This window comes from Streptomyces sp. NPDC127117 (assembly GCF_042677325.1).
Taxonomy (GTDB): domain Bacteria; phylum Actinomycetota; class Actinomycetes; order Streptomycetales; family Streptomycetaceae; genus Streptomyces.
Map to the genome: position 1 here is coordinate 53,208 of NZ_JBHXTM010000033.1, position 19,235 is coordinate 72,442.

Below are 19,235 nucleotides of genomic sequence, written 5' to 3' on the forward strand. Positions count from 1 at the left end.
CCACCGGGTCGGATGCCGGCATCTCCTGCTCATCGGTGCGGTGCGGTCGGCTCTGCCGGGGGATCCGTGTTCCGCCTGGCCGGTCGCCCCGTGCTGTCGGCAGCTGAGGCGACGCCCGAGGCGAAAGACCGGCTTGCTCCGGCGAATATCGATGTGCCGGGGCGGCCCGGCCGGAGGAAGAAGCCCATGAGACGGAGGCAGCGGCGGCGGCCGTACAGTCGGATCCGCCACACGGTCGGCGGCCAGGACGCCGGCCGCGGCGTTACAGTCCGGGTTTGTTCGCGAACACCCACCGGTTGCCCGCCAACGCGTCGTTCGGCTCGGGCAGCGGGCCGCGTCCGTGCCGGCGGGTGAAGTCGAAGGGGGTCCGAACCGATGTGTCCCAGCCTCTGCTCACCAAATCACCGGCGGAGTCGGGCCGCGGCTCTCTGTCGAACAGGGTGAGCAGGTCGATGCCGATCTGGTGTGCCGTCGAGGTGTAGAGCGGGCTGTCGCGGTATTCCAACAGGTCCTTGTCCAGCTTGACCTCGAACGCCAGCGCGCTCCCTCCCGTACTCAACCGGTCCACCGTGTCGATGAGGTCCGTCTCAGCGGCCGCGGACAGGTAGAACAGCAGCCCTTCGGCCAGCCAGACGCTCGGGGCGTCCGTGTCGAACCCGGCGTCGGCCAGCGCTCCGACCCAGTCTGCGCGCAGATCGATCGGGAGAGGTACACGCGCTGCCTTCGGAGTGGCCGACAGTCCGTCGAGCACCTTGTGCTTGAACGCCAGCACACCCTCCCTGTCGATCTCGAAGACCACACAGCCGGGAGGCCAGTCGAGCCGGAACGCCCGCGAGTCCAACCCCGCCCCGAGCAAAACCACTTGTCGGATGTCACCCGTGTGTACCGACCGGAGGAGAAAGTCGTCGAGGACCCGCGTCCGCAGACCGAAGTAACGCGCGAACCTCCCCCACAGCGGGTTGGTGTCCCCGTCCGGAACCTGTTGCAACCGGACGGGCCAGCCGGCGGACGCCGGTGCGGCCAGCACGAAGTGCTCCGCGTAGACGTCCTGTGCCAGGGTGTCGTGGCGGTGGGTCTCGATCGCCCGTGCCGCGGCGACCAGGAGCGCGGTCAGGCCGACACCTCCTTCCACGCCTTCCACTCCGGTGTTCCGAGACGTTGTGCCGACCACGTGTTCTCCTTCGGACAGGTTGAGACCATGCGCAGCGAGGAATGCGGATGGACGATGGATCAGCAGTGGACACATGGTGCCGCCGCTGCGGGCATGCTGTTCGTCGGGAAGCGCCCGACAGCGGGCAGTCCCGCGGTCACCGGATGGGCAGAGGAGTCGAACGCCTCGTTCAGCGGTGCTTCCCCTCCGGAAGCAGGACGGGTTTGACCACGCGGCCCGCGTCGCAGTCGCGTTCGGCATCGTTGATGTCGGCGAGTGGGTACGTACGAATCAGCTCGTCGAAGGGGAAGAGGCCGGCCTGCCACAGCCCGGTCAGCCGTGGAATCATCAGTCCCGGCACCGCGTCCCCCTCACTGATGTGGGAGATTCTCCTCCCCCGGTCCAGTGCCCCCGGTTCGAGCGGGAGCGTGGTGCGGAGCCGTGCCACGAGACCGAGGCGGCCGGTCGGGCGCAGGGCCCGGAGCGCGTCGTTGATCAGCGGGACGGAGGCCGTGGTGTCGAGCGCGTACTGCGCGCCGCCGTCGGTCAGTCGCCGGATGCGGCCGGGCAGGTCGGCCGATGCGGCGTGCAGCGGGATCGCGCCGAACTGTTCGGCGAGGGCCAGCCGTTCGGGGTGCCGGTCGACGGCCACGGTCACCGCTCCGGAGGCGGCGGCCGCCATCACCGCGGCCAGGCCCACCGCTCCTGCGCCGAGGACCGCGATGGTGTCGCCGGGCCCGGCGCCGAAGGAGTTGAAGACCGCTCCGGCGCCGGTGAGGAAACCGCAGCCGAGCGGCCCGAGCAGTTCGATGGGCAGCGAGGGGTCGACCCGTACCGCATTGCGGGCCGGGACCAACGCGTACTCCGCGAACGAGGACTGACCGAACCACCGGGGGGCCAGTTCGCCCCCGGCCGCGTCGGTGTACCGCGCGGCCTTCTCCTTGCGCCCGCCGAAGAGGTTGAGCGAGGCGAAGGAGTCGCAGTAGGCGGGGGCGGCGTTCATGCAGCTCCGGCAGTGTCCGCAGGAGTCGAAGCTCAGCACGACGTGGTCGCCGTTGCTCAGGCCGGTGTGCGGGCCTCCGGTCTCCACCACGACCCCGGCCCCCTCGTGGCCGAGCACCGCCGGCAGCGGTGAGCGACCGTCCGAACGCCGGACCGCGAGATCGGTACGGCACATCCCGGAGCCCGCGATCCTGACCAGGATCTCACCGTCGGCCGGTCCCGCGTTCAGCACCACCTCCTCGACGGCGAATCGGCTTTCGTACGAGCGCAGTACGGCCGCACCGAACCTCATCGTCATGCCTCCTCCGGGCGGTGCACGACAAATGGTCTGAGGTTCCCGTAGAGCCCCCACGGCCCGCCCGCGATGCCGACCCCGCTCTCCTTGATGCCCGCGAAGGGCTGGGCGAGGGACAGTTCGGCATGGTGGTTGATCCACGCCGTCCCGCACTCCAGCCGGTCGACCACCGCTTCGGCCCGGTCGAGATCGGTCCCCCATACCGAGCCGCCCAGCCCGAAACCGGTGTCGTTGGCCGCCTCGACGGCTTCGTCGAGGCTCCGGTACGGCAGCACCGGCAGGACCGGACCGAACTGCTCGTCCGTCACCACCGGACTGTGGGGCGGGACATCGGCCAGGACCGTCGGGGCATGGAAGTACCCCGGACGGTCCAGCCGGTGGCCACCGGCCGCGGCTCGGGCGCCGTCGGCCAGGGCCTGGGCCGTGCAGCGCTCGACCCGGGCCAGTTGGGGGATGTTGTTGACCGGGCCGAGCTGCGTGCCCGGTTCGAGGCCGGATCCGACGACGGTGGCCTTCGCGCGCTGTGCCAGGGCCTCGACAACGTCGGAGTAGAGCCGGGCCGGCGCGTAGACGCGCTTGACCGCCATGCAGACCTGCCCGCAGTTGCGGAACGCCGCCCAGAACAGCCGGTCCGCGATCCGCTCCACATCCACGTCCTCCAGCAGGATGGCGGCATCGTTGCCACCCAGCTCCAGGGTGACCCGGCCGAGGGACGCCGCCGCGCCTGCCGCGACGGCCCGTCCGGTGGGAATCGAGCCGGTGAAGGTCACATGGCGGATCCCCGGGTGGGCGGCCAGGCGGGCCCCGAGGGGTTCATGACCAGTGATGATCGTGAGCACGTCGTCGGGCAGCGCGGTGGAGATGACGGATCCCAGCAGGCGTGTGGCAAGGGGCGTGAAGGGCGAGGGCTTGAGTACCACCGTGTTGCCTGCGGCGAGCGCGGGCGCCAGCTTCGCCGACGCCAGTTGGAGGGGAAAGTTCCACGGAACGATCGCGGCGACGGGCCCGAGGGGTCGCCAGCGGACCTCGCTGCGGACCGGGCGACCGTCAGCGATGGGCCGGGGTCCGGCGTCGAGTCCGGCGAAGTAGCGCAGGCGGGCCGCCGTGCGGGCGACCTCCGCGTACGACTCGGACAGGGGTTTGCCCTGTTCACGGGTGAGCAGGGAGGCGAGCTCGGCACCGGCGGCCTCCGTGGCGTCGGCTGCCGCGAGCAGTGCGGTGGCGCGGGCGTTGCGGTCGGTCCGCCAGCTGCGCCAGGCCTCGTGGGCCCGGCCGACAACGACGTCCAACTCGTCCGGCTGCTGGTCAGGGGCCTCCTCGAATGCCTCGCCCGTCGCCGGATCGAGGACCGCGAAGCGGCCGCCGACGGTGCCGGGCGACGCCTGATGGGGCCGGCCTGTCACCATGCTGCGGTCAACTCGCCGCGGTGACAGCAGCCGTGTGTTCCCGGGCATGCCGGTCCATCTCCGCCCGGAAGGCTGCCACCAACTGCGGCTGAATCCTTCCGGTGGTGCGGTCGCCTCCCTCACAGACCGCTCCACGCACCCCCACGATGTCCGTGCCGATGCGGGTCAGCGTGCCGAGGTCTCCCACCTTCACACTGCCCGCGAGTGCGGCGAGCAGCTCGGCCTCGTGGGCTCGCCGGACGAACTCCGCGCAGACCTCCGGCGGAACGTGGTCGAACAGCCTGGTCCCGTCCTTGACCGCGGTGTCGAGCATGGCCGCGTCAGCGCCGGAGCGGAGGGCGATGTCGGGCAGTGCGAGCGGGTTGACGCAACCGATCCGGTGGGCGTCGGCGTAGCCCGAGGCAACGACGAATGCCTCCGGCCGGTAGTCCTTCACCGCCCGGACGACTCCCCGCATGACGTCGATGGCCTGTTCGGGCGTCGTGCATCCGTAGAGACCGACCTTGATGTACGTGGCTCCGGAGACAGCCGCACCGAGCGCCGCCTGGGCCACTGTGCCGGGCTTGTACGGCACGTCTCCCACGGTGGCGGACACCGGCTTGTCCGCCGGGACCGCGTCACGGATCTCCTTGATGACCCACGGAAAGTTCGCACCGAGCGAGCCCTCGTCGGGCTTCTTGACATCGACGATGTCGAGGTGGTCCGCCGCCTTCGCGCAGTCGAGGGCTTCCTCGACGCTGTCAGGGGAGATGAGAAGCAACAATGTGGACTCCTTCCACCGCATGTCCACCTGGCCGAGTGGCAGGTGTGCGGTGTCGTCTGGATCCCTTGCGGTCAGCTCATGATTGCCAGGGCCCGTGGCCACCGGTAGGGCGCGCGGAGTCCCAACGGTGTTGCCTGGGCATTCCCGGTGCGCCGTGCACGCCGGTTCGAGCCGGCACATGGTTCGAGCCGCCATATGCCCGGGCTGCGGATGCCCTGGCTGTTCGCGGACGCCACGCCGCTCCGCTCCGGCCTGATCGCATACGTCTGCCCGGCTCGACGACCGGAGGCTCCCTTAGCCCGCTACGCCGTGCTCAGGACCGTATGCCGTTGCTGCTCCTGTCGGAGCCGTTGGCTGACCCTTCCGGCGGCAGCCGTTCCGGCGAGGCGCTTCCGCCGGGGGCGGGGGCGCTCCCGTCGCGCGGTGCGGCACGGCACCCACGCCCGTCCGCGGGCGATCCCGTCGAAGGCAGGGGCATCCGCTCCCGTCCCTTCGTGCGCCCGGCCACCGCCCGCCCTCCGAGACGGCTACTCGCGCCTCCGGGCAGCGGAGCATGCTGCGTGGGCCCCTCACCGGGGCCCGGATCGGAGTGAGTGGCGGACGACGGGGCGGACGACGGGCTCATGGCCGCCTGCCCCTGGACACCGGGACAGCGGCCGGCGGTGCGCGGGCCTTCCGAGCGCCGCCGCCAGCCCGGCACGGCTGTGCGGTTGCCGCCGTCGCGGACGTGACGATCCTGGGACATTCCCGGCGATTGAGAGGGGGCACAGATTAGACCGACCATGGCTCCGGTGGAGAACAACCACTGGGCCGCCGAGCAAAGCAAGGAGTGCTCATGCGTACCAACCGCAACACCGCCATCACGCTCGCTGCCGTACTGCTGGCCGTCGCGGCCCCCGCAGTCGCGCAGGCTTCCCCGGCGACGGAGAGCGAAGCCGCTCCCTCCGCATGCCGTCCGGCGAACCACACCGCGAAGATCACCGATGCGCCCGCCAGTGCGGGGCACCACCACTACCGCGTCACCCTGACCGCGCCGCGCGGGTACGACCCTTGCGAACTGGCCGGTTCGCCGACCGACGTGCGCTTCTCCGACCACGGCTCGCAGACCCAGCTCACCGCCGGCCGCTACGGAGACCAGCGCACCGCGGTGACCTTCGGCCCCGGCCACCCGGTGCACGTCGATATCCAGGTCCCCAACGACGCCCGTCAGTTCTCCGCGGACGAGGCGTCCTTCACACTCCAGGCCCCGGGCGGGCAGATCCCCGGCACGTCCTTCGCTCAGGGCACGCTGAAGGTCGCCGCCGGTACCCTCATCGGCCCGATGCGGCAAGGGGCCTGACGCGCCTGCGATACACCGGCCCCGTCCGGAGCGGGGCCGGCGGCCCTCGGGTATCGCCACTCAGGTCTTGAGGTCCAGGACGCGCATGGCCTCGCCCGGCCGCCGCTTCGTGACCGTGGCGGTGATGATCGCCCCGCCCGGGCCGTCAGGGGCGGGCCGCACCGCGAACTGGCTATCGGAGCCGCTCAGGTCCCATTTGGGTGAGAGGCAGCGCGGCGTGTCATCCGACGACACCTGCTCAACGGCGTCCTCATCGGCCTGATCGTCCTGTTCAACCTGGTGAAGCACAGCATCCCCTGGCCTACGCGTTCGCAGCGCCGGCGCGAACCGCTCTGCCCATGACAAACGCGGGCCACTACCGGACACGGGTTGACGGCTCAGCACGAGACGACGCTTCGCTTCCCGCCGACGCCGACGCCGACGGGAAGCAAAGCAAGGAAGCCCGCAGATAACGGCACACCACTACCAGCGTGTTGCGGCAGGCGCTGGAAAGTGCCCGGCGATTCGGGGCGCCGCAGGGGTGCTCGGGAGGTCACTACACCCAACGTACGCCACTGACTTCGTTGGCTTGCCGCCGAGTTGGCCCCTGAGCCCTTGAGCTGGCCCGGCTGAGCGCTACGGGTGGCCCGTCGTCAATGGCGTCGAGATACTGACCCCTGTGAGCAGCATCGCGTTCGTGGTCATCTCAGGTCTACCGGGCAGCGGAAAAAGCACCCTCGCCCGAAGTCTGGCCAATCAGCTGAGTCTTCCGGTGCTCGACAAGGACGTGATCCTGGAGTCTCTCTACGACTCGCTCGGAGTCGGTGGCCATGCCTGGCGAAGCAGGCTGAGCAGAGCGAGCGACGACATCATGTTCGCCTTGGCAGCGGACGCCGGCCGGGCCGTGCTCGACAACTGGTGGCACCACGAGACGGCCCCCGGTCGACTCCAGAGCCTCGCCGGCCTCTTGATCGAAGTCCACTGCGACTGCGATGTCGCCCTCGCGGCCGAGCGCTTCCAAGCCCGCACCCGACACCCCGGCCACCTCGACCCGAAACTCACGCCCCAGCAGGTCGCGGATCGAGTGGCCGCCGTCCGTGCCACCTACCCGGGCCCACTCCAGCTGGGCGGTCCGCTGCTGAACGTCGACACCAGCTGCCCCGTCGACACTACGGTGATCGCGGAGAAGATCGCGCACATGCTCAGCACCGACCACAACGGGCAGAGGTCGCTTCTCCAGAAGTGTCGCGTCCGCCCCGATGCGCAGGGCCGGATCAACCACTGACGGACCTCGGCCGCGCAGACAGTCCTGTTGAAGGTGAGGCGGTCGACGATGGCCGTGCCGAGGCGTCGGTCGGTGAATGTCTTGGGGATGGTCAGGGAGCGGGGACGGGGCCGCCGGGCCGGAACCGTTCCACCCCGACGATGTGCCGCACCTTCACCGGACGCACGATCACCGCGACCCGCTGCTCCCCCGGCATGGTCCACTCGTAGCGCTCGACGCCCAGGTACTTGCGGGCCAGCCGGTCCATTCGGTCGTGTGCCTCCTCGCCCTCGATGAAACGGGCCACCACACCGCTGATCTGCACTCGGTCGAGGGGGTCGGCAGCGTCCGCGTGTGACAGATAGACGCGGGGATCGCGGCGCAGGTTCTCCTCCTTCACCCGCCCCACCGAAGTGTTGAACGTCAGCTCCCCCTCCCCCTCCAGATCCACCCACATCGGGCTGACCTGCGGTGCCCCGTCGGCGAACACGGTGCCGACGTACCAGATGTTGGGGGCTTGCAGTCGGGCGCGGACGGCTTCATCGAAAGGCGCAGTCATCCGGGGAGGCTATCAACCACAACTTCCTGCCGTCGCACCTCCTTCACACATGGACGTCGTCGAGACCCCGTTCAGCGCGAGCCGCCGGCAGGAGCGGTATCCGCAGCCGGCCAGCCGGTGTTCCGCTGCCGAGCTGCGCGCCGTACAGGAGTCGGCCCGGGCGGAACTGACTGCGGTGAGAAACCATCCGTCTTCGAACTGCGTGAGATCGCTGTGGATCTGTGGCACAAAGGCCCTGGAAACGTGGCGGAACAGTGACATCAAGGCCCCAGGGTTGAGCCTGTGGACACGACGAACCGGTTCCGGACCGTACACCTGGGCTCCCTGTGGCGCTTCGCGGGCGTAGGGCCGGGATGTCTCGTGGGCGTTCTGTCGGCTGTCGTCCTCGGCGCGAGCGGCGCAGCGGACCGGCTGGGCGTCGGCACCAGCCTGCTGATCATCGCCGCGGTCGTCCCGGCCGTGGCCCTGCCCGCGCCCCTCAGCTTCTGGGTGCGCGCCGACAGCGAGGGTCTCACCCTCTCCAGGGCACTGTTACGCCGTCGCTTCCACTGGGAGGACATCGCGGGCCTGGACATGGCCTTCGGTGAGGACCCCGATTCGGACGCAGCGCGCCTCACGATGCGTCTGCGCCTGACCACAACACCCGCTACCGGACGCGGACCGCTCATTGGTGTCCTCGGCCTCGCCCCCGGCCATCGGCTTCGCGGCACCGGACCCCGCCGGCTCGCAGACCTGTTCACTCTTCTCGCCGTCAACGGTGTCCCCCTCTCCGACCCGGGCTTCGCCAACCGTCTCCTGGCCGCCCATGGCCTTCACCCGCTCGTTCCCGGTCAGGACCCGCCCGACTGACCCACCGTCTTCCTCTTCCTCGAACCGTTCGTCGTGCGTAAACGTCGTCGGTGGTCGCACCGAGGGGGCCATGGAGGCTGTGGCCTTCCCCCACCTCCGTCGGCTGATGCAGGCATGCCTGCCGGCCGGCAGCCGGCCGGCAACCGCCCCGCCCGTCGTGACCGTGTCCGTGTCCGTGCCAACCGTCCTGCCGCCATCGACGCCATCAGCAGCCGGGCCGGCTCCCTCCCCAGCGGCTCTCCCCGGCACTGGGAGCCAGGTCGATCCGGACCCACCATGCGTCTGAAGACCAGCGAGCGCGGGCTGCCACCGAAGTGTCGTGACAGCGAAGCCGGCCTCGACGGCCTGTGCGGCTGCGTACCGATCGTCGAGTGTCAGGCGTCCGCCGCGTGGTCCGACCCGCCTGCCACGGCCGAGGCCATCGACGCCCACGGGGTCCTCGGCCGTGATCCGCGCCCCGAACCGGTCGAAGCCGCTTGGTGCCGCATGCCGGGGAGAAGTGTCACGGTCCCGGAGTCCACGCCGAACCCGACGGCCGGGCCGCTCGCGCGGTGGTGCCACTCCCCATGGTGTTGCCACCAACACCCCGTGCCCACCGCTTGGAGCCAGTGCCCCGGGCCTCGGCCCGGACCAGAGTGGTGCCATGCCAACTCGACGCGAAGCCCTCGCCGCAACGGCCGCCCTCACCGGCGGCGCCCTCCTGCCCGCCGCACCGCCTGCCGCAGCCGTCCCCCGAATGGCCCCGGACCGTACGGCGGCTGCTTCCGGTCGGCACCCCGGCCAAGCCATCGCCCTCACCCACGCCACTGTCCTCGGAGCGGGCACCGACCGCACCGTCCTCGTGCGCGACGGCCGCATCATCCGTACGGGCCGTTCGGCCGAGGTCCCGATTCCCGGCGGGGCGACGACATACGACCTGACCGGCAAGTACATCGTCATGGGCGGTCTCGTCGAGTCCCATGTCCACAACGACGGGCCCGAGACCGTGATGCCGCCCCTCTTTCCGCTCAACGGTGTGACCGCGGTCCGCGAGATGTGGGGCGGCCCCCTCCACCACGAGTGGCGCGACAAGGTCCGCGCGGGCAAGCTCCTCGGCCCGCGCTGGGTGATCGCCAGTTCGATCCTCGACGGTCAGCCTTCGCTGTGGGCCAATGACACCGGCCAGCGCGTCGTCGAGGTCGCCGACGCCCCGTCAGCGCGCCGCGCAGTCCGCGAGGCGAAGGCGAGCGGCGCCGACTTCGTCAAGGTGTACTCGCGGCTCACGCCGGAGGCGTACGAGGCCATCGCCGACGAGTCCCGCCGCCAGGGCCTGGGCCACGCGGGCCACTGCCCCGACACCCTCCCCATCGCCCGCGCGAGCGACGCCGGGCAGCAGTCCATCGAGCACCTCCACGCCCTCCTCCTCGCCACCTCGGCCCGGGAGGCCGACATCAGGCGGTCCATGGCGAAGGTCCGTATCGACCCCACCCTCGGCACCAGCTTCGAGCGTTACGCGAGCTGGTTCCGGCAGGTGCACGCGGTGGAGTGGCAGGCGATGCGGACGTACGACGTCGGCCGTGCCCGCGCCCTCTTCGACCGGCTCGCCGCCAACGGCACCCACGTCGTTCCGACCCTCACCGTCCACCATTCGCTGGAGCGCACCGACCAGTTGCCCACCGACTCACCGGAGTTCGCGTACCTGCCCGGCTGGATGACCGACTACTGGCCCACCATCTGGTCCTCCCTGACCGCCGGTCGCACCGCGCGGGACACGTCCCGTATCCACCGGATCTACGAACACCGGCTGCGCCTCGTCGCGGAACTCCACCGGGCCGGTGTGCAGTTGATCGCGGGCACCGACACCGGAACCGGCTACGCGGTCCCCGGCTTCTCTCTCCACCACGAGTTGGAACTCCTCGTCGAGGCGGGACTGCCCACACGGGACGTCCTCCACGCCGCCACCACTGCGCCCGCTCGGATGCTCGGCCTGCCGACAGACCGCGCCGACCTGCTGGTCCTGGACGCGGACCCGCGCACCGATATCCGCCATACGCAGCGGATCCACTCCGTGCTGGTCGACGGCCGGTATCTGGACCGGGCGGAGCGGCTGCGTCTGCTTGCCGACGTGGCGCGTGCCGCTGCCGTGAGCGAGCCCCCGGTCACGGGCGTCGCGGCTCCCCACATCTGCGCCCACTGACCGTCGGCGCCCTCTTCGCGAGACGGCGGCAGCCGGGCCCCACGTCGACATCGTCCTCGCCCGTGTTGCCGGGACGGTCCACTTGCACTTGGTGTCGTCCGTGGACCCGGCCAGGAAGCGGTTGCAGATCAGCAACAACCGTGGCCGCGTCAACGGCTGGACCAGCCACGATGGTGTCTTTGGTATCTGGTGTGGCAGTCGACGGCGTCACCCGGAATGGAGCCGCCCGCGAGACGCTCGCGGCCGACTCCGCCGGCTCCTCCCCTCGACGCCACGCTCCAGCGGCATCCGGCCACCAAGCTCTGCGGGTGGCGATAGGAGTGCGCGCTCGCGAGATCGATGACGCGGCTCACCTGTTGCGCGGTGCGGGTGGGACAGTGCGGGGCGTGCCCTGCCCCTCGGAGTGATGGGCACCTGCCTCAGCAACGCCTCGACGTATGTGCAGAGGACGCGGCGTCGGCCATCGCAATGAGAGAGCGTCCCACGGCTACCGGGAATCCGACGGTGGGCCCAGGCGGCCGCACGCTGCTGCCACGAACGCGGCGGCGGCAGGAGCCGCCGGCCCCGGCCGCCCGTCGCGCTGGTGGGCGACGGCTGCGGCGACAACCGCGTTGTCGCCGTGGCGAGCCAGGTACCAACGGCCGCCGTCGAGCTTGGAACACAGCCATCCGTCAGCGGCGAATCTCAGCGCACGACAGGCATTGAGCACCGCGTACGTCGCGGTCGCGTGGTCCAGCGCCCACCGCAGTTCGTCGGCCATCGCCGCGCCGACGCGGTCTGCGGGAACCGGGCCGAACACGGCGGACGCCGGTGGGCCGCAGACGGTGATCGCATGCTCTCGGCACACGGCGCAGTGCAGGACCAGGTCGTCGTCACCGGCATGGCCGGACCCGGGAATGACGGCGATCTCGTCCGCAGTGGTGCGGATGTGGACCTCGAAGGGGCAGGAGCCGAGGCGGGCCGCTGTCGCCGCCGTGATGACACTCATCTCCAGACCCGTGCCGGGACACCGTGCCGTGGTCTCCGCCACCGCCTCGCCCATGGCCTGCTGGTCAGCCTCGGTACCGGGCTCGGCAACGACGGCCAGCACATCCACGTCACTGCGTTCACCGTGGAACCCTCCCAGCACAGCCGAGCCGTGCAGGTAGACGCCGACCAGGTCGGGGCGCATTCCGTCGAGGACGGCCGAGACCTCGGTGACGTAGCGGACGACATCGGAGGGCACAAGAGCATCGTTGGTCACAAGACCGAGCATATGTGGTGCTCTTGTGCTTGAACGTGTTGTTCAGCGTGCTGCACTAGCGGAAGCACCGGGAAGGGAGCCGGCCCGGCGCAGTCGGTGCAGGAGGCCCGGTTTCGCGCCGCGAGAAGCGGTGTGAGCTCGCACAGGTGCCGAAGGGCTGCAGCCGGAGCGTACGAAGGCTCCGAACGTCACGGCGGGGTCGTACATATCCGCGCCGTGATGCTCTCGGCCAACTCCTTCTGGAGTGGGGGAATTTCGATTTCGGTGAGCATGGGAAGCCCCGTGACGGGGATCCACATCCGTATCCGGGCACGGTCCGGGTTCGTCGTGCGTTGGTGGCCGACCGTGCCGCCACAACCGGAAACGGTCGAACACCCGTCGCCGCAGGATCAGATGGACTGACCGGCACGGGTGCGGCCGGTGGGACGAATCCGCTGGGCGACGGTCCTGGTGCGGGCGGCCCACCCCGGCCTGCGGCGGGCACCTCTCGACGCGCACCGGGCGTGCCGCACGGCCCCGGGTGTACGGCCGGTATCCGGTGTCTTCTACTCCGGGGGCATCGAGGCCGGGTTACCGGCCGGGGAGGCCCCGAGCGCCGCGAGGATCGTGTGCGGCGTGGCCTCCAGATCCGGGTTGTGGTCCAGCAACAGCTGCTGTCCGGGCGTCAGTTGATGGACGACCACGGTCCAGTCGACCTTGACGACGAGCACCGCGCCGACCCGGACAACCGCGTCCTTCGTCGTCTGGAGCGAGCCGATGAGCGGGCCGAGATTCTGCATGAGCAGCGAGGTGACCTCGGCGTCGGTCCGCTGGAGGAAGCGTGCGTCGGCGGTGTGCAGGGCCGTGCGCATGGCCTCGCGTGCGGCGGGCGACCGGGCCGCACGCGAAGCGGCCGCCCGCATCCGCCGGAACCACGACCCGAGCACGGGCTCGTCGCGCTCCACCACGGTGAGCCCCGCGGCGGCCAGCACGGTGCCGACGGCGGCCTCGACCTCCTCGTGCACGGCGGCGTCCGACACGTAGACCGTCACCGGCAGCGTGCCGAGGTCGCCCGGTCGGGCGGTGCGCCGATCGTACCTCTCAAGGGCCCTGACCAGTATCCCGAGCCGAACGGGCGCGGTGCCCCCCTCCGGCTCGCCGCCAGTGGGGGCGAGCCTCCGCGGGCCCAACGTTTCGAGGTCCGCGAGCGCGTCCTGCAACGCCTCAGGATCGTCCTGGGCGAGTGCGTCGGCGAGCGCGTTCACCGCCGCGTCGGCTTCGGCCCACTGGTCCGCGGGAAGCTCTTGCGCAGCCACGTCCCGGACGACCTGCAACGCCTCCACGATATCCGCACGCGCGATGCGCGCTCCCTCAATGTCCATGCCGTCTAGGGTAGATGACGAGTCATCACGTTCCGTGGGGTCGAGACATCCACTGTGAGGCACCCGTGGGTCATGTTTCCTATCAGCAGTCTCCGCAGGAGCAGGAGAAGAAGCGCCGTGAAGGGGCCCGGCTGCGCACCCTCCAGCAGCAGGTTCGTGAACTCGCGGCCCAGCGTCTGCGCGGCGGCGCCCGCGCCGGGCGCGGCACCCGCCCGGACATGGACCGCCTGGCGGCGGCGGTCTCACGCGCGAAGCCCGGCAGCCGCCGCCGCAGGACCGCTGTGACGGCCTTGTCCACGGAGCTGCTCCTCCGCTTCCGCCTGAGCACCGAACCGGATGTCGCGGACCTCGTGACGGCGATCCGGCTGCTGAGCGAGACGGACGACGGCGGCCCGGCAGCCGACGGCACGGGCGTTGCCGGTCCGGCGGAAGGTGAGCCCGCGGACTCGCACAGTCGGCCGGCCGGTGCACCCGCGGACGCGACCGGCGTGGACCGCGTCGTGGGGTCGGGGAGCGCCGAGGATGCCGCTCGGGTCTCGTTGCTCGTCGAGTGCCTTGAGGAATGGGAAGTCGTCGAACGGCTCTCGCCGTCCGGCGCTTGGGGGGCGGGCCCGGGGCAGGTGCCGGATCTCGACGTGTTGCGGCGGCGGCTTGCCGGGATGTCGGGGGCGCCGGCCCGACACCGGGTTCGCATGCTGCACGCCTGCGGCAGCGCCCGCGCGGCCGCGGAGGGGCCCGGCGCCGGGTACGAGGACATGGCCGCCGCCGTCGCCCTGTTGCCGCGGACTGCCGGGTGGGGCGTGCCGCGCGGACGGCGGGTGCCGGCTGCCGAGCAGGTCGCGCACAAGGCCGCGGTCGCGGCGGACGCGGCTGCCTGTGCCATCGCCGCCGGCCGCCCGGTCGAGGCGATCGAGTTGCTGGAGACCGGCCGCGGGGTGGTGTGGGACCAGTTGCTGCACGCCACGATCCGGGCCGAGTTGCGGGCGGTGAGCCGTGGGCTTGCCCGGCGCATGGACCGGGCCTGCCGAGTTCTGGAGCGGCCCGGCCCCACCGACGAGGCGCCCGACCCCTACGAGGTGCGCGACATCTCGGCATGGCAGACCGTCCGCCCCGATTCGCCATCGGCGGCGGTCGCGCGGCGGTGGGGGCTGGTCGGCCGGCTCACGGGGAAGGGGGCTGCGCGCCGCGAGCGGCGGTGGGGGCGGGCGGCCGAACGTGCGCAGGGCCTGCTGCCCGAGGCGACCTTCCGGACGGTGAGCTACGTCGCCGACATCAAGCCCGCCGCCGCCGAGGGGCCCGTGGTGGCGGTGGTCCTCAGCCGGTTCGGCTGCCACGCCCTGCTCGTGACGGCCGAGGAGGACACCCCGCAGGTCGTCCCGTTGCCCGCCCTGACCCTGCGGGCAGCACAGCGCAACGCCCGCGGCTATCTCGCCGCGTTGAACGAACTTACCGGGCGGAAGCGGGAGGCCCGCATCCAGGCGACGCTGCACTGGCTGTGGGAGACGGTCGCCGCACCCGTCTTCGCCGCACTGGCTCTGCCCGGACGCGGCGGGGAGGGCGAGGACGCCGAGCCGCCGCGGTTGTGGTGGTGCCCCTCCGGGCCGCTCTCGGTGCTGCCGTTGCATGCCGCCGCACCACGGCCGGTCGCGGGCGTGCCCGGTGCCGGGGCCGGGGAACGGGTCGTCTCCTCGTACACCCCGACTCTGCGCAGTCTGATCTCGGCCCGTAAGGCCCGGGACCTGCGCGCGAACAGCAGCGGTGGCAGCCGGGGAGATCACCGGGGTGACCGGGAGCGGCTGCTGCTCGTATCGGTGGGAGGCCGCGCCGGCCATCAGGCCCTTCCGGCGACGGACCGCTTCCGTGACTTTCTCACCGGCCTGTTCCCGGAGGAGTTGCTGACCACGCTGTGCGGGCCGCAGGCCACCGCAGGGAGCGTGAAGCGCGCGCTGGGGCGGCACGGCCGGGTCCACTTCGACTGCCACGGCCGGCAGGACCCCGTGTCGCCCGACCGGACCGGTCTGGTGCTCCACGACCGGGATCTGACCATCGCCGATCTCGCCGAAGTGCGCGCAGGAAGACCGGAGTTCGCTTTCCTCGCGGCGTGCTCCACCGCGGCCCCGGACCACACCGACCTCGACGAGATGATCTCCGTGACCTCCGTCCTGCACTACCGCGGCTACCAGTCCGTCATCGGCACGATGTCGCCCGTCCTCGACAGCAGTACCGAGCGCGTGGCGAAGGAGGTCTACGGGCGGCTCGCCGAGCCCGGGTCCGACGCGCGGACCGACTCGCCGCCGGACTCGGCCGCGGCCCTGCTGCACCACGCCGTGAGCCGGGAACGCCGACGGCGCCCCCACCACCCGAGCACCTGGGTGCCGTTCATCCATGTGGGCGTCTAGCGTGGCCGCCGCGCCCGGGCGGTCCCCGTCCGTTCTCGTAGCCGTCGCCGGCGGCGGGCTGACCCGCACCGACCTGCTGGCCCTGACCGGCTTCCCACCGGACGAACTGGACGCGCTGCTCGCCGCCGCCTCCAGCACCGGCCCGGGCCGGACCGCGAGCCGCTGGACCGGTGAGACCGTCCACGTGATCGCCGGCGCGGAACAGCGACGGCGAGTCACGGAAGCTGCCGGGGAACGCGCCGCAGCGGACTGCGTCGCAGCCCTGCACGCGTGGGCGGAGTCGTACCGGGCGGGCGGTTGGCCGGACGACACCCCGGAGTACCTGCTGGACGGATACTTCCGTCTCCTGGAGTCGACCGGCGACGTACCCCGTATGACCGCCTGCGGCACCGACCGGGCACGGCACGCACGGCTGCGGGCGCTGACCGGCGGCGATGTCGTCGCCGTGCACGAGGTCGCCGCCTGCCAGGCCGCCCTCGCCGAGCAGGACGCCCCCGACCTGGCGGCTGCCGCCGTCCTCGCGGTCCTGAGCGAGGAGCTGGGCAGCCGCAACGACGGGCTGCCCACCAGCCTGCCCGCGACGCTCGCCGCCGCCGGTGATCCGCTGCGGGCCGACCAGCTCGCCCGCTCCTTCGAGGCCCCGGCCCGCAGGACCGCGGTCCTCACCGAGCTGGCCCTCGCGCTTCTCGACGGGGACCACCACACCCAGGCGCGGCGCACGATCGCCGAACTCACCGCTGCTGTCGGCACGTTGGACTCTTTCACCGAGGCCGGAGCGAAGGACGCGGTCGTGCGGCTCGCCGCCGCGGGCCAGTGGACGTCCGCCGAGCGCATCGCCCGGGCCGCCCCCTCGCGGGCGGCCCGGTTGGCCTCGCTGCGCGCGCTGGTGGACACCCAGATCGCCGCCGGGCACCTCGATCGGGCCGAACACATTGCCCTGAACCTCACCTCCGACGACAGCGCCACCGACGGCTACCGCGGCGACGACACCGGCGGCGCCGACCGGCAAGCGCTGATACCGGTGATCGCCGCGCTCGCCGCCGACGGCCAGGGCGCCCGGGCCGAGTCGCTGGCCCGCGCCTTCCCGACACCCGACGCGGTCCGGGAGTTCGGGGGCGTCTTCGCCCTGCCTCATCTCACCACGGCGCTCGCCGTGACCGGACAGGACGAGCAGTTCCATCGGCTCGTCCGCGCGGTACCGCACGAGCAGACCCGTACCCAACTGCTGACCGCCGCGGTGTTCGCGATCGGCGACGCCGAACGGGCGGAGGAGCTGGCACGTTCCATCGCCGACGATCGCGGCAGGGCCGACACCCTGCGCGAGGCCGCTGTCCGGCACCTGGTGGCAGGGGACGCCGAACGGGCCCTGTCCCTCCTGCGGGAGATCGACGCCGACATCCCCACCGGGCCCCTTCTCCGTGCGCTGCGGAAGAAGATCGACCGGTCCGATACACAGCTTCTGCTGGAAGCACTCGACCACCGAGTACGGCCGGGGGTCGTGCGGGCGCTGGTGGAGCAGGGCCGGACGGACCTGGCCGAATCCTTCGTAAGTCACATCCGCGACGACCGCGAACGCGCGTCGGCCTCACGCGAGTTGGCGGGCGCCACGGCGGAGTCGGACCATCTGCACGCGGAAGAGCACAACAGCCTCGGCCTCGACGACTCGGCGGGGCTGAGGGAGGTCACCCACACCCACCTGGCCGCCGGTGACCCCGACCAGGCAGTGCGGACGGCGCACAGGGCCGGCACGCCGCACCTGACCGGGCAGCTCCTGTGCGACATCGCGGTATGGCTGGTCGAAAACGGAATGACCGGCGACGCTGAACGGCTCTCCGTCGGCCCTGAGGGCGCTGCCGAAGGTGGGCCCGGTGGCCCGCTCGACAGTGGGGGCGGCGCCTTCCCGCACCGGGCCAAGATACTGGCCGCGGTCGCCGCTGCGGCTGCGGCCGAGGGGGACACGGCCACCGCCCGCCGGCTCGCCGGGCTTGTGGCGGATCTGCCGCAAGCGACCCCACGGTTCACCCCACTGCGCCTCCTCCTTTTCGCCGACGCGCTGGTGGAGGCGGAGGAGTACGCCTTCGCGCGCCATCTCGCGGAGCGCGCGGTCACGTTGGTCGGCACGTCCAACGATGTGCTGCTCAGCCGCGCGGCAGTCGCCCTGGCCCGCAGCGGTGCCGTGGTCCGGGCCGAGGAGCTGGGCCGGGGGTTCTCCTTCTGGTCGCACCGGGAACCCGCCCTGGAGGCCGTGGTGTTGGCGTACGTGGAGGCGGGCGACCTCACACGCGCGCTGTCCGTCGCACACGACATGGAGCCCGGAAGAAGCCTCCGGATCCGGGCATTGGCGGCGGTCTCGGCGGCGATGGCGCGGTCCGGCGACCACGACCGGGCTCGGGAGGTCGTCGCTCCCGCCGCCGAGACCGCGCGCGAGCTGATGTACGGCCAGGAGCAGGCGCTCCACGCGGTCGCCCGCGCCTGGCTCGCCCTCGGCGATGTCGCCGAGGCCGAGCGGGCGGTCCGCGCCATCCGCGAGTACGGCGAACGGCAAGCGGCGCAACGGACTCTGGACGCGGCGCGTACACGACCGGAGGCCGGGGACGCCCCGCTGCGAGCGTGGCGGCCCGCGCGCCCGGGCGAGGCACCCGCGGTCATCGCGGAGGCGGCGAAGTGGCTGAAGGAGGCCGGTGACGAGGGCGGCGCCGCGCAACTGCTGGCCGACGCGGCGGAGTACGCGCGGGCCACTGGTAACCCCGGGGACGGCCGGGCTGCGGACAGTCTCCGGAACGCGACGGCCGCAGAGGATGAACCCCCGGCCTGGATTCGCCAGTTGCTCGCCCGCGCGCTCTGCGGCATCGGCCGCTACTGGGACTTCGTCCTTCCGGGCCTCGCCGCCGTCGACCGGAGGGCGCTCCTCGCGGTCGCCGAGGCACTGGGGCTCGGCCGCCCCGGGGAACCGGGCGCGGAGGCCGACGACGTGGCCGGGGGCCCGTATTCACCGAGCAGGCAGGCGAGGAATCGAGCTGCGTCGGGCACATCGAAGGTGGCCGGCCGGATCGCGGCAGCGGTCGGTGCGACCGGCTGGGCTCAGCCCGCGGCAGGCTCAGGTCCGTACCCAGTAGACCGGCAACACGGGCGTTCCTATGCTGGTCTGACGGCGGACCAGCTCATCGATCGCGTCGTGCTGTGCCGTCGTGCGGGGCGCACCGAGGACCCGGGCCTGCGCGTCGTCCTCGACGGACTGCGCCGGGACTACGGCCATGAGGCCTGCCCGTTCGCCGCGTCCCTCGAACGCCTCGCCCACGGAACGCATGGCCCCGCGCTGTTCCAGGAGGGGATGCAGCCCGACGAGGTGGAGATCGTGAGCCGGATTCTGGAGCGGCTCATGGGCGGCCCCGGGGCGCCCTGAACTCTCGACGACCGGGTGTCCTCGGTGACGCAGGCGTCGCTTCGCAC

14 protein-coding genes are annotated in these 19,235 nt (G+C 71.7%); 6 read left to right on the forward strand and 8 right to left on the reverse strand.

What is annotated here, in order from left to right; genetic code table 11:
- Positions 1 to 262 precede the first annotated feature (262 nt).
- The 4 genes from ACFVH0_RS26475 to ACFVH0_RS26490 form a co-directional block, all read right to left on the reverse strand.
- Positions 263 to 1,171 (reverse strand): class I SAM-dependent methyltransferase, encoded by a 909-nt coding sequence (locus tag ACFVH0_RS26475; RefSeq protein ID WP_385824018.1) that lies wholly within the window; start codon positions 1,169 to 1,171, stop codon positions 263 to 265.
- Between the two features lie 169 nt (positions 1,172 to 1,340).
- Positions 1,341 to 2,444, reverse strand: a complete 1,104-nt coding sequence (locus ACFVH0_RS26480; RefSeq protein ID WP_385824089.1) for an NAD(P)-dependent alcohol dehydrogenase — start codon at positions 2,442 to 2,444, stop codon at positions 1,341 to 1,343.
- 2 nt (positions 2,445 to 2,446) lie between these two features.
- Entirely contained in the window at positions 2,447 to 3,853 is a 1,407-nt protein-coding gene (locus tag ACFVH0_RS26485; RefSeq protein WP_385824020.1) for an aldehyde dehydrogenase family protein, read from the reverse strand.
- Between the two features lie 7 nt (positions 3,854 to 3,860).
- Positions 3,861 to 4,637, reverse strand: coding sequence for a (5-formylfuran-3-yl)methyl phosphate synthase (locus tag ACFVH0_RS26490; protein ID WP_385824022.1), 777 nt, complete (start codon positions 4,635 to 4,637; stop codon positions 3,861 to 3,863).
- An 814-nt stretch (positions 4,638 to 5,451) separates the two neighbouring features.
- Here ACFVH0_RS26490 and ACFVH0_RS26495 point away from each other — a divergent pair.
- Positions 5,452 to 5,955 carry a DUF4232 domain-containing protein gene (locus ACFVH0_RS26495; RefSeq protein WP_385824024.1) on the forward strand — a complete coding sequence of 168 codons (504 nt, stop codon included), beginning with the start codon at positions 5,452 to 5,454 and terminating at the stop codon, positions 5,953 to 5,955.
- A 60-nt stretch (positions 5,956 to 6,015) separates the two neighbouring features.
- Here ACFVH0_RS26495 and ACFVH0_RS26500 read toward each other — a convergent pair whose 3' ends face one another.
- Positions 6,016 to 6,243, reverse strand: coding sequence for a hypothetical protein (locus tag ACFVH0_RS26500; RefSeq protein WP_385824026.1), 228 nt, complete (start codon positions 6,241 to 6,243; stop codon positions 6,016 to 6,018).
- A 370-nt stretch (positions 6,244 to 6,613) separates the two neighbouring features.
- Here ACFVH0_RS26500 and ACFVH0_RS26505 point away from each other — a divergent pair, with 370 nt between their 5' ends.
- Positions 6,614 to 7,219, forward strand: coding sequence for an AAA family ATPase (locus ACFVH0_RS26505; protein ID WP_385824028.1), 606 nt, complete (start codon positions 6,614 to 6,616; stop codon positions 7,217 to 7,219).
- Positions 7,220 to 7,310: 91 nt separating this feature from the next.
- On the opposite strand, the gene ACFVH0_RS26510 is transcribed toward ACFVH0_RS26505, so the two are convergent.
- On the reverse strand, positions 7,311 to 7,757 hold the full coding sequence (locus tag ACFVH0_RS26510; RefSeq protein ID WP_385824030.1) for a TIGR03618 family F420-dependent PPOX class oxidoreductase: 447 nt from the start codon (positions 7,755 to 7,757) through the stop codon (positions 7,311 to 7,313).
- Positions 7,758 to 8,039: 282 nt separating this feature from the next.
- On the opposite strand from ACFVH0_RS26510, the gene ACFVH0_RS26515 reads away from it, so the two are divergent.
- Together ACFVH0_RS26515 and ACFVH0_RS26520 are read left to right on the forward strand one after the other, a co-directional pair.
- Positions 8,040 to 8,606: a hypothetical protein gene (locus ACFVH0_RS26515; protein ID WP_385824032.1), complete on the forward strand. Its 567-nt coding sequence runs from the start codon at positions 8,040 to 8,042 to the stop codon at positions 8,604 to 8,606.
- 643 nt (positions 8,607 to 9,249) lie between these two features.
- Entirely contained in the window at positions 9,250 to 10,782 is a 1,533-nt protein-coding gene (locus ACFVH0_RS26520; protein ID WP_385824034.1) for an amidohydrolase family protein, read from the forward strand.
- Positions 10,783 to 11,269: 487 nt separating this feature from the next.
- Here the strand turns inward: ACFVH0_RS26520 and ACFVH0_RS26525 are convergent, their stop codons facing one another.
- A complete protein-coding gene (locus ACFVH0_RS26525) occupies positions 11,270 to 12,025 on the reverse strand; it encodes an aminoglycoside adenylyltransferase domain-containing protein (RefSeq protein ID WP_385824036.1) in 756 nt (251 codons plus the stop codon).
- 545 nt (positions 12,026 to 12,570) lie between these two features.
- Positions 12,571 to 13,386: a CATRA system-associated protein gene (locus ACFVH0_RS26530; RefSeq protein ID WP_385824038.1), complete on the reverse strand. Its 816-nt coding sequence runs from the start codon at positions 13,384 to 13,386 to the stop codon at positions 12,571 to 12,573.
- A gap of 65 nt (positions 13,387 to 13,451) precedes the next feature.
- On the opposite strand from ACFVH0_RS26530, the gene ACFVH0_RS26535 reads away from it, so the two are divergent.
- On the forward strand, positions 13,452 to 15,785 hold the full coding sequence (locus ACFVH0_RS26535; RefSeq protein ID WP_385824040.1) for a CHAT domain-containing protein: 2,334 nt from the start codon (positions 13,452 to 13,454) through the stop codon (positions 15,783 to 15,785).
- Positions 15,772 to 19,188, forward strand: coding sequence for a hypothetical protein (locus ACFVH0_RS26540; protein ID WP_385824042.1), 3,417 nt, complete (start codon positions 15,772 to 15,774; stop codon positions 19,186 to 19,188). Before ACFVH0_RS26535 ends, ACFVH0_RS26540 begins: the two co-directional genes overlap by 14 nt.
- The last annotated feature ends 47 nt before the right edge of the window (positions 19,189 to 19,235 follow it).

Bases quoted from the DNA above. Each gene is read 5' to 3' on its own strand.
- ACFVH0_RS26520 (WP_385824034.1), top strand. From the start codon at position 9,250: ATGCCAACTCGACGCGAAGCCCTCGCCGCAACGGCCGCCCTCACCGGC.
- ACFVH0_RS26510 (WP_385824030.1), bottom strand. From the start codon at position 7,757: ATGACTGCGCCTTTCGATGAAGCCGTCCGCGCCCGACTGCAAGCCCCC.
- ACFVH0_RS26485 (WP_385824020.1), bottom strand. From the start codon at position 3,853: ATGGTGACAGGCCGGCCCCATCAGGCGTCGCCCGGCACCGTCGGCGGC.
- ACFVH0_RS26490 (WP_385824022.1), bottom strand. From the start codon at position 4,637: ATGCGGTGGAAGGAGTCCACATTGTTGCTTCTCATCTCCCCTGACAGC.
- ACFVH0_RS26495 (WP_385824024.1), top strand. From the start codon at position 5,452: ATGCGTACCAACCGCAACACCGCCATCACGCTCGCTGCCGTACTGCTG.
- ACFVH0_RS26540 (WP_385824042.1), top strand. From the start codon at position 15,772: ATGTGGGCGTCTAGCGTGGCCGCCGCGCCCGGGCGGTCCCCGTCCGTT.
- ACFVH0_RS26480 (WP_385824089.1), bottom strand. From the start codon at position 2,444: ATGAGGTTCGGTGCGGCCGTACTGCGCTCGTACGAAAGCCGATTCGCC.
- ACFVH0_RS26530 (WP_385824038.1), bottom strand. From the start codon at position 13,386: ATGGACATTGAGGGAGCGCGCATCGCGCGTGCGGATATCGTGGAGGCG.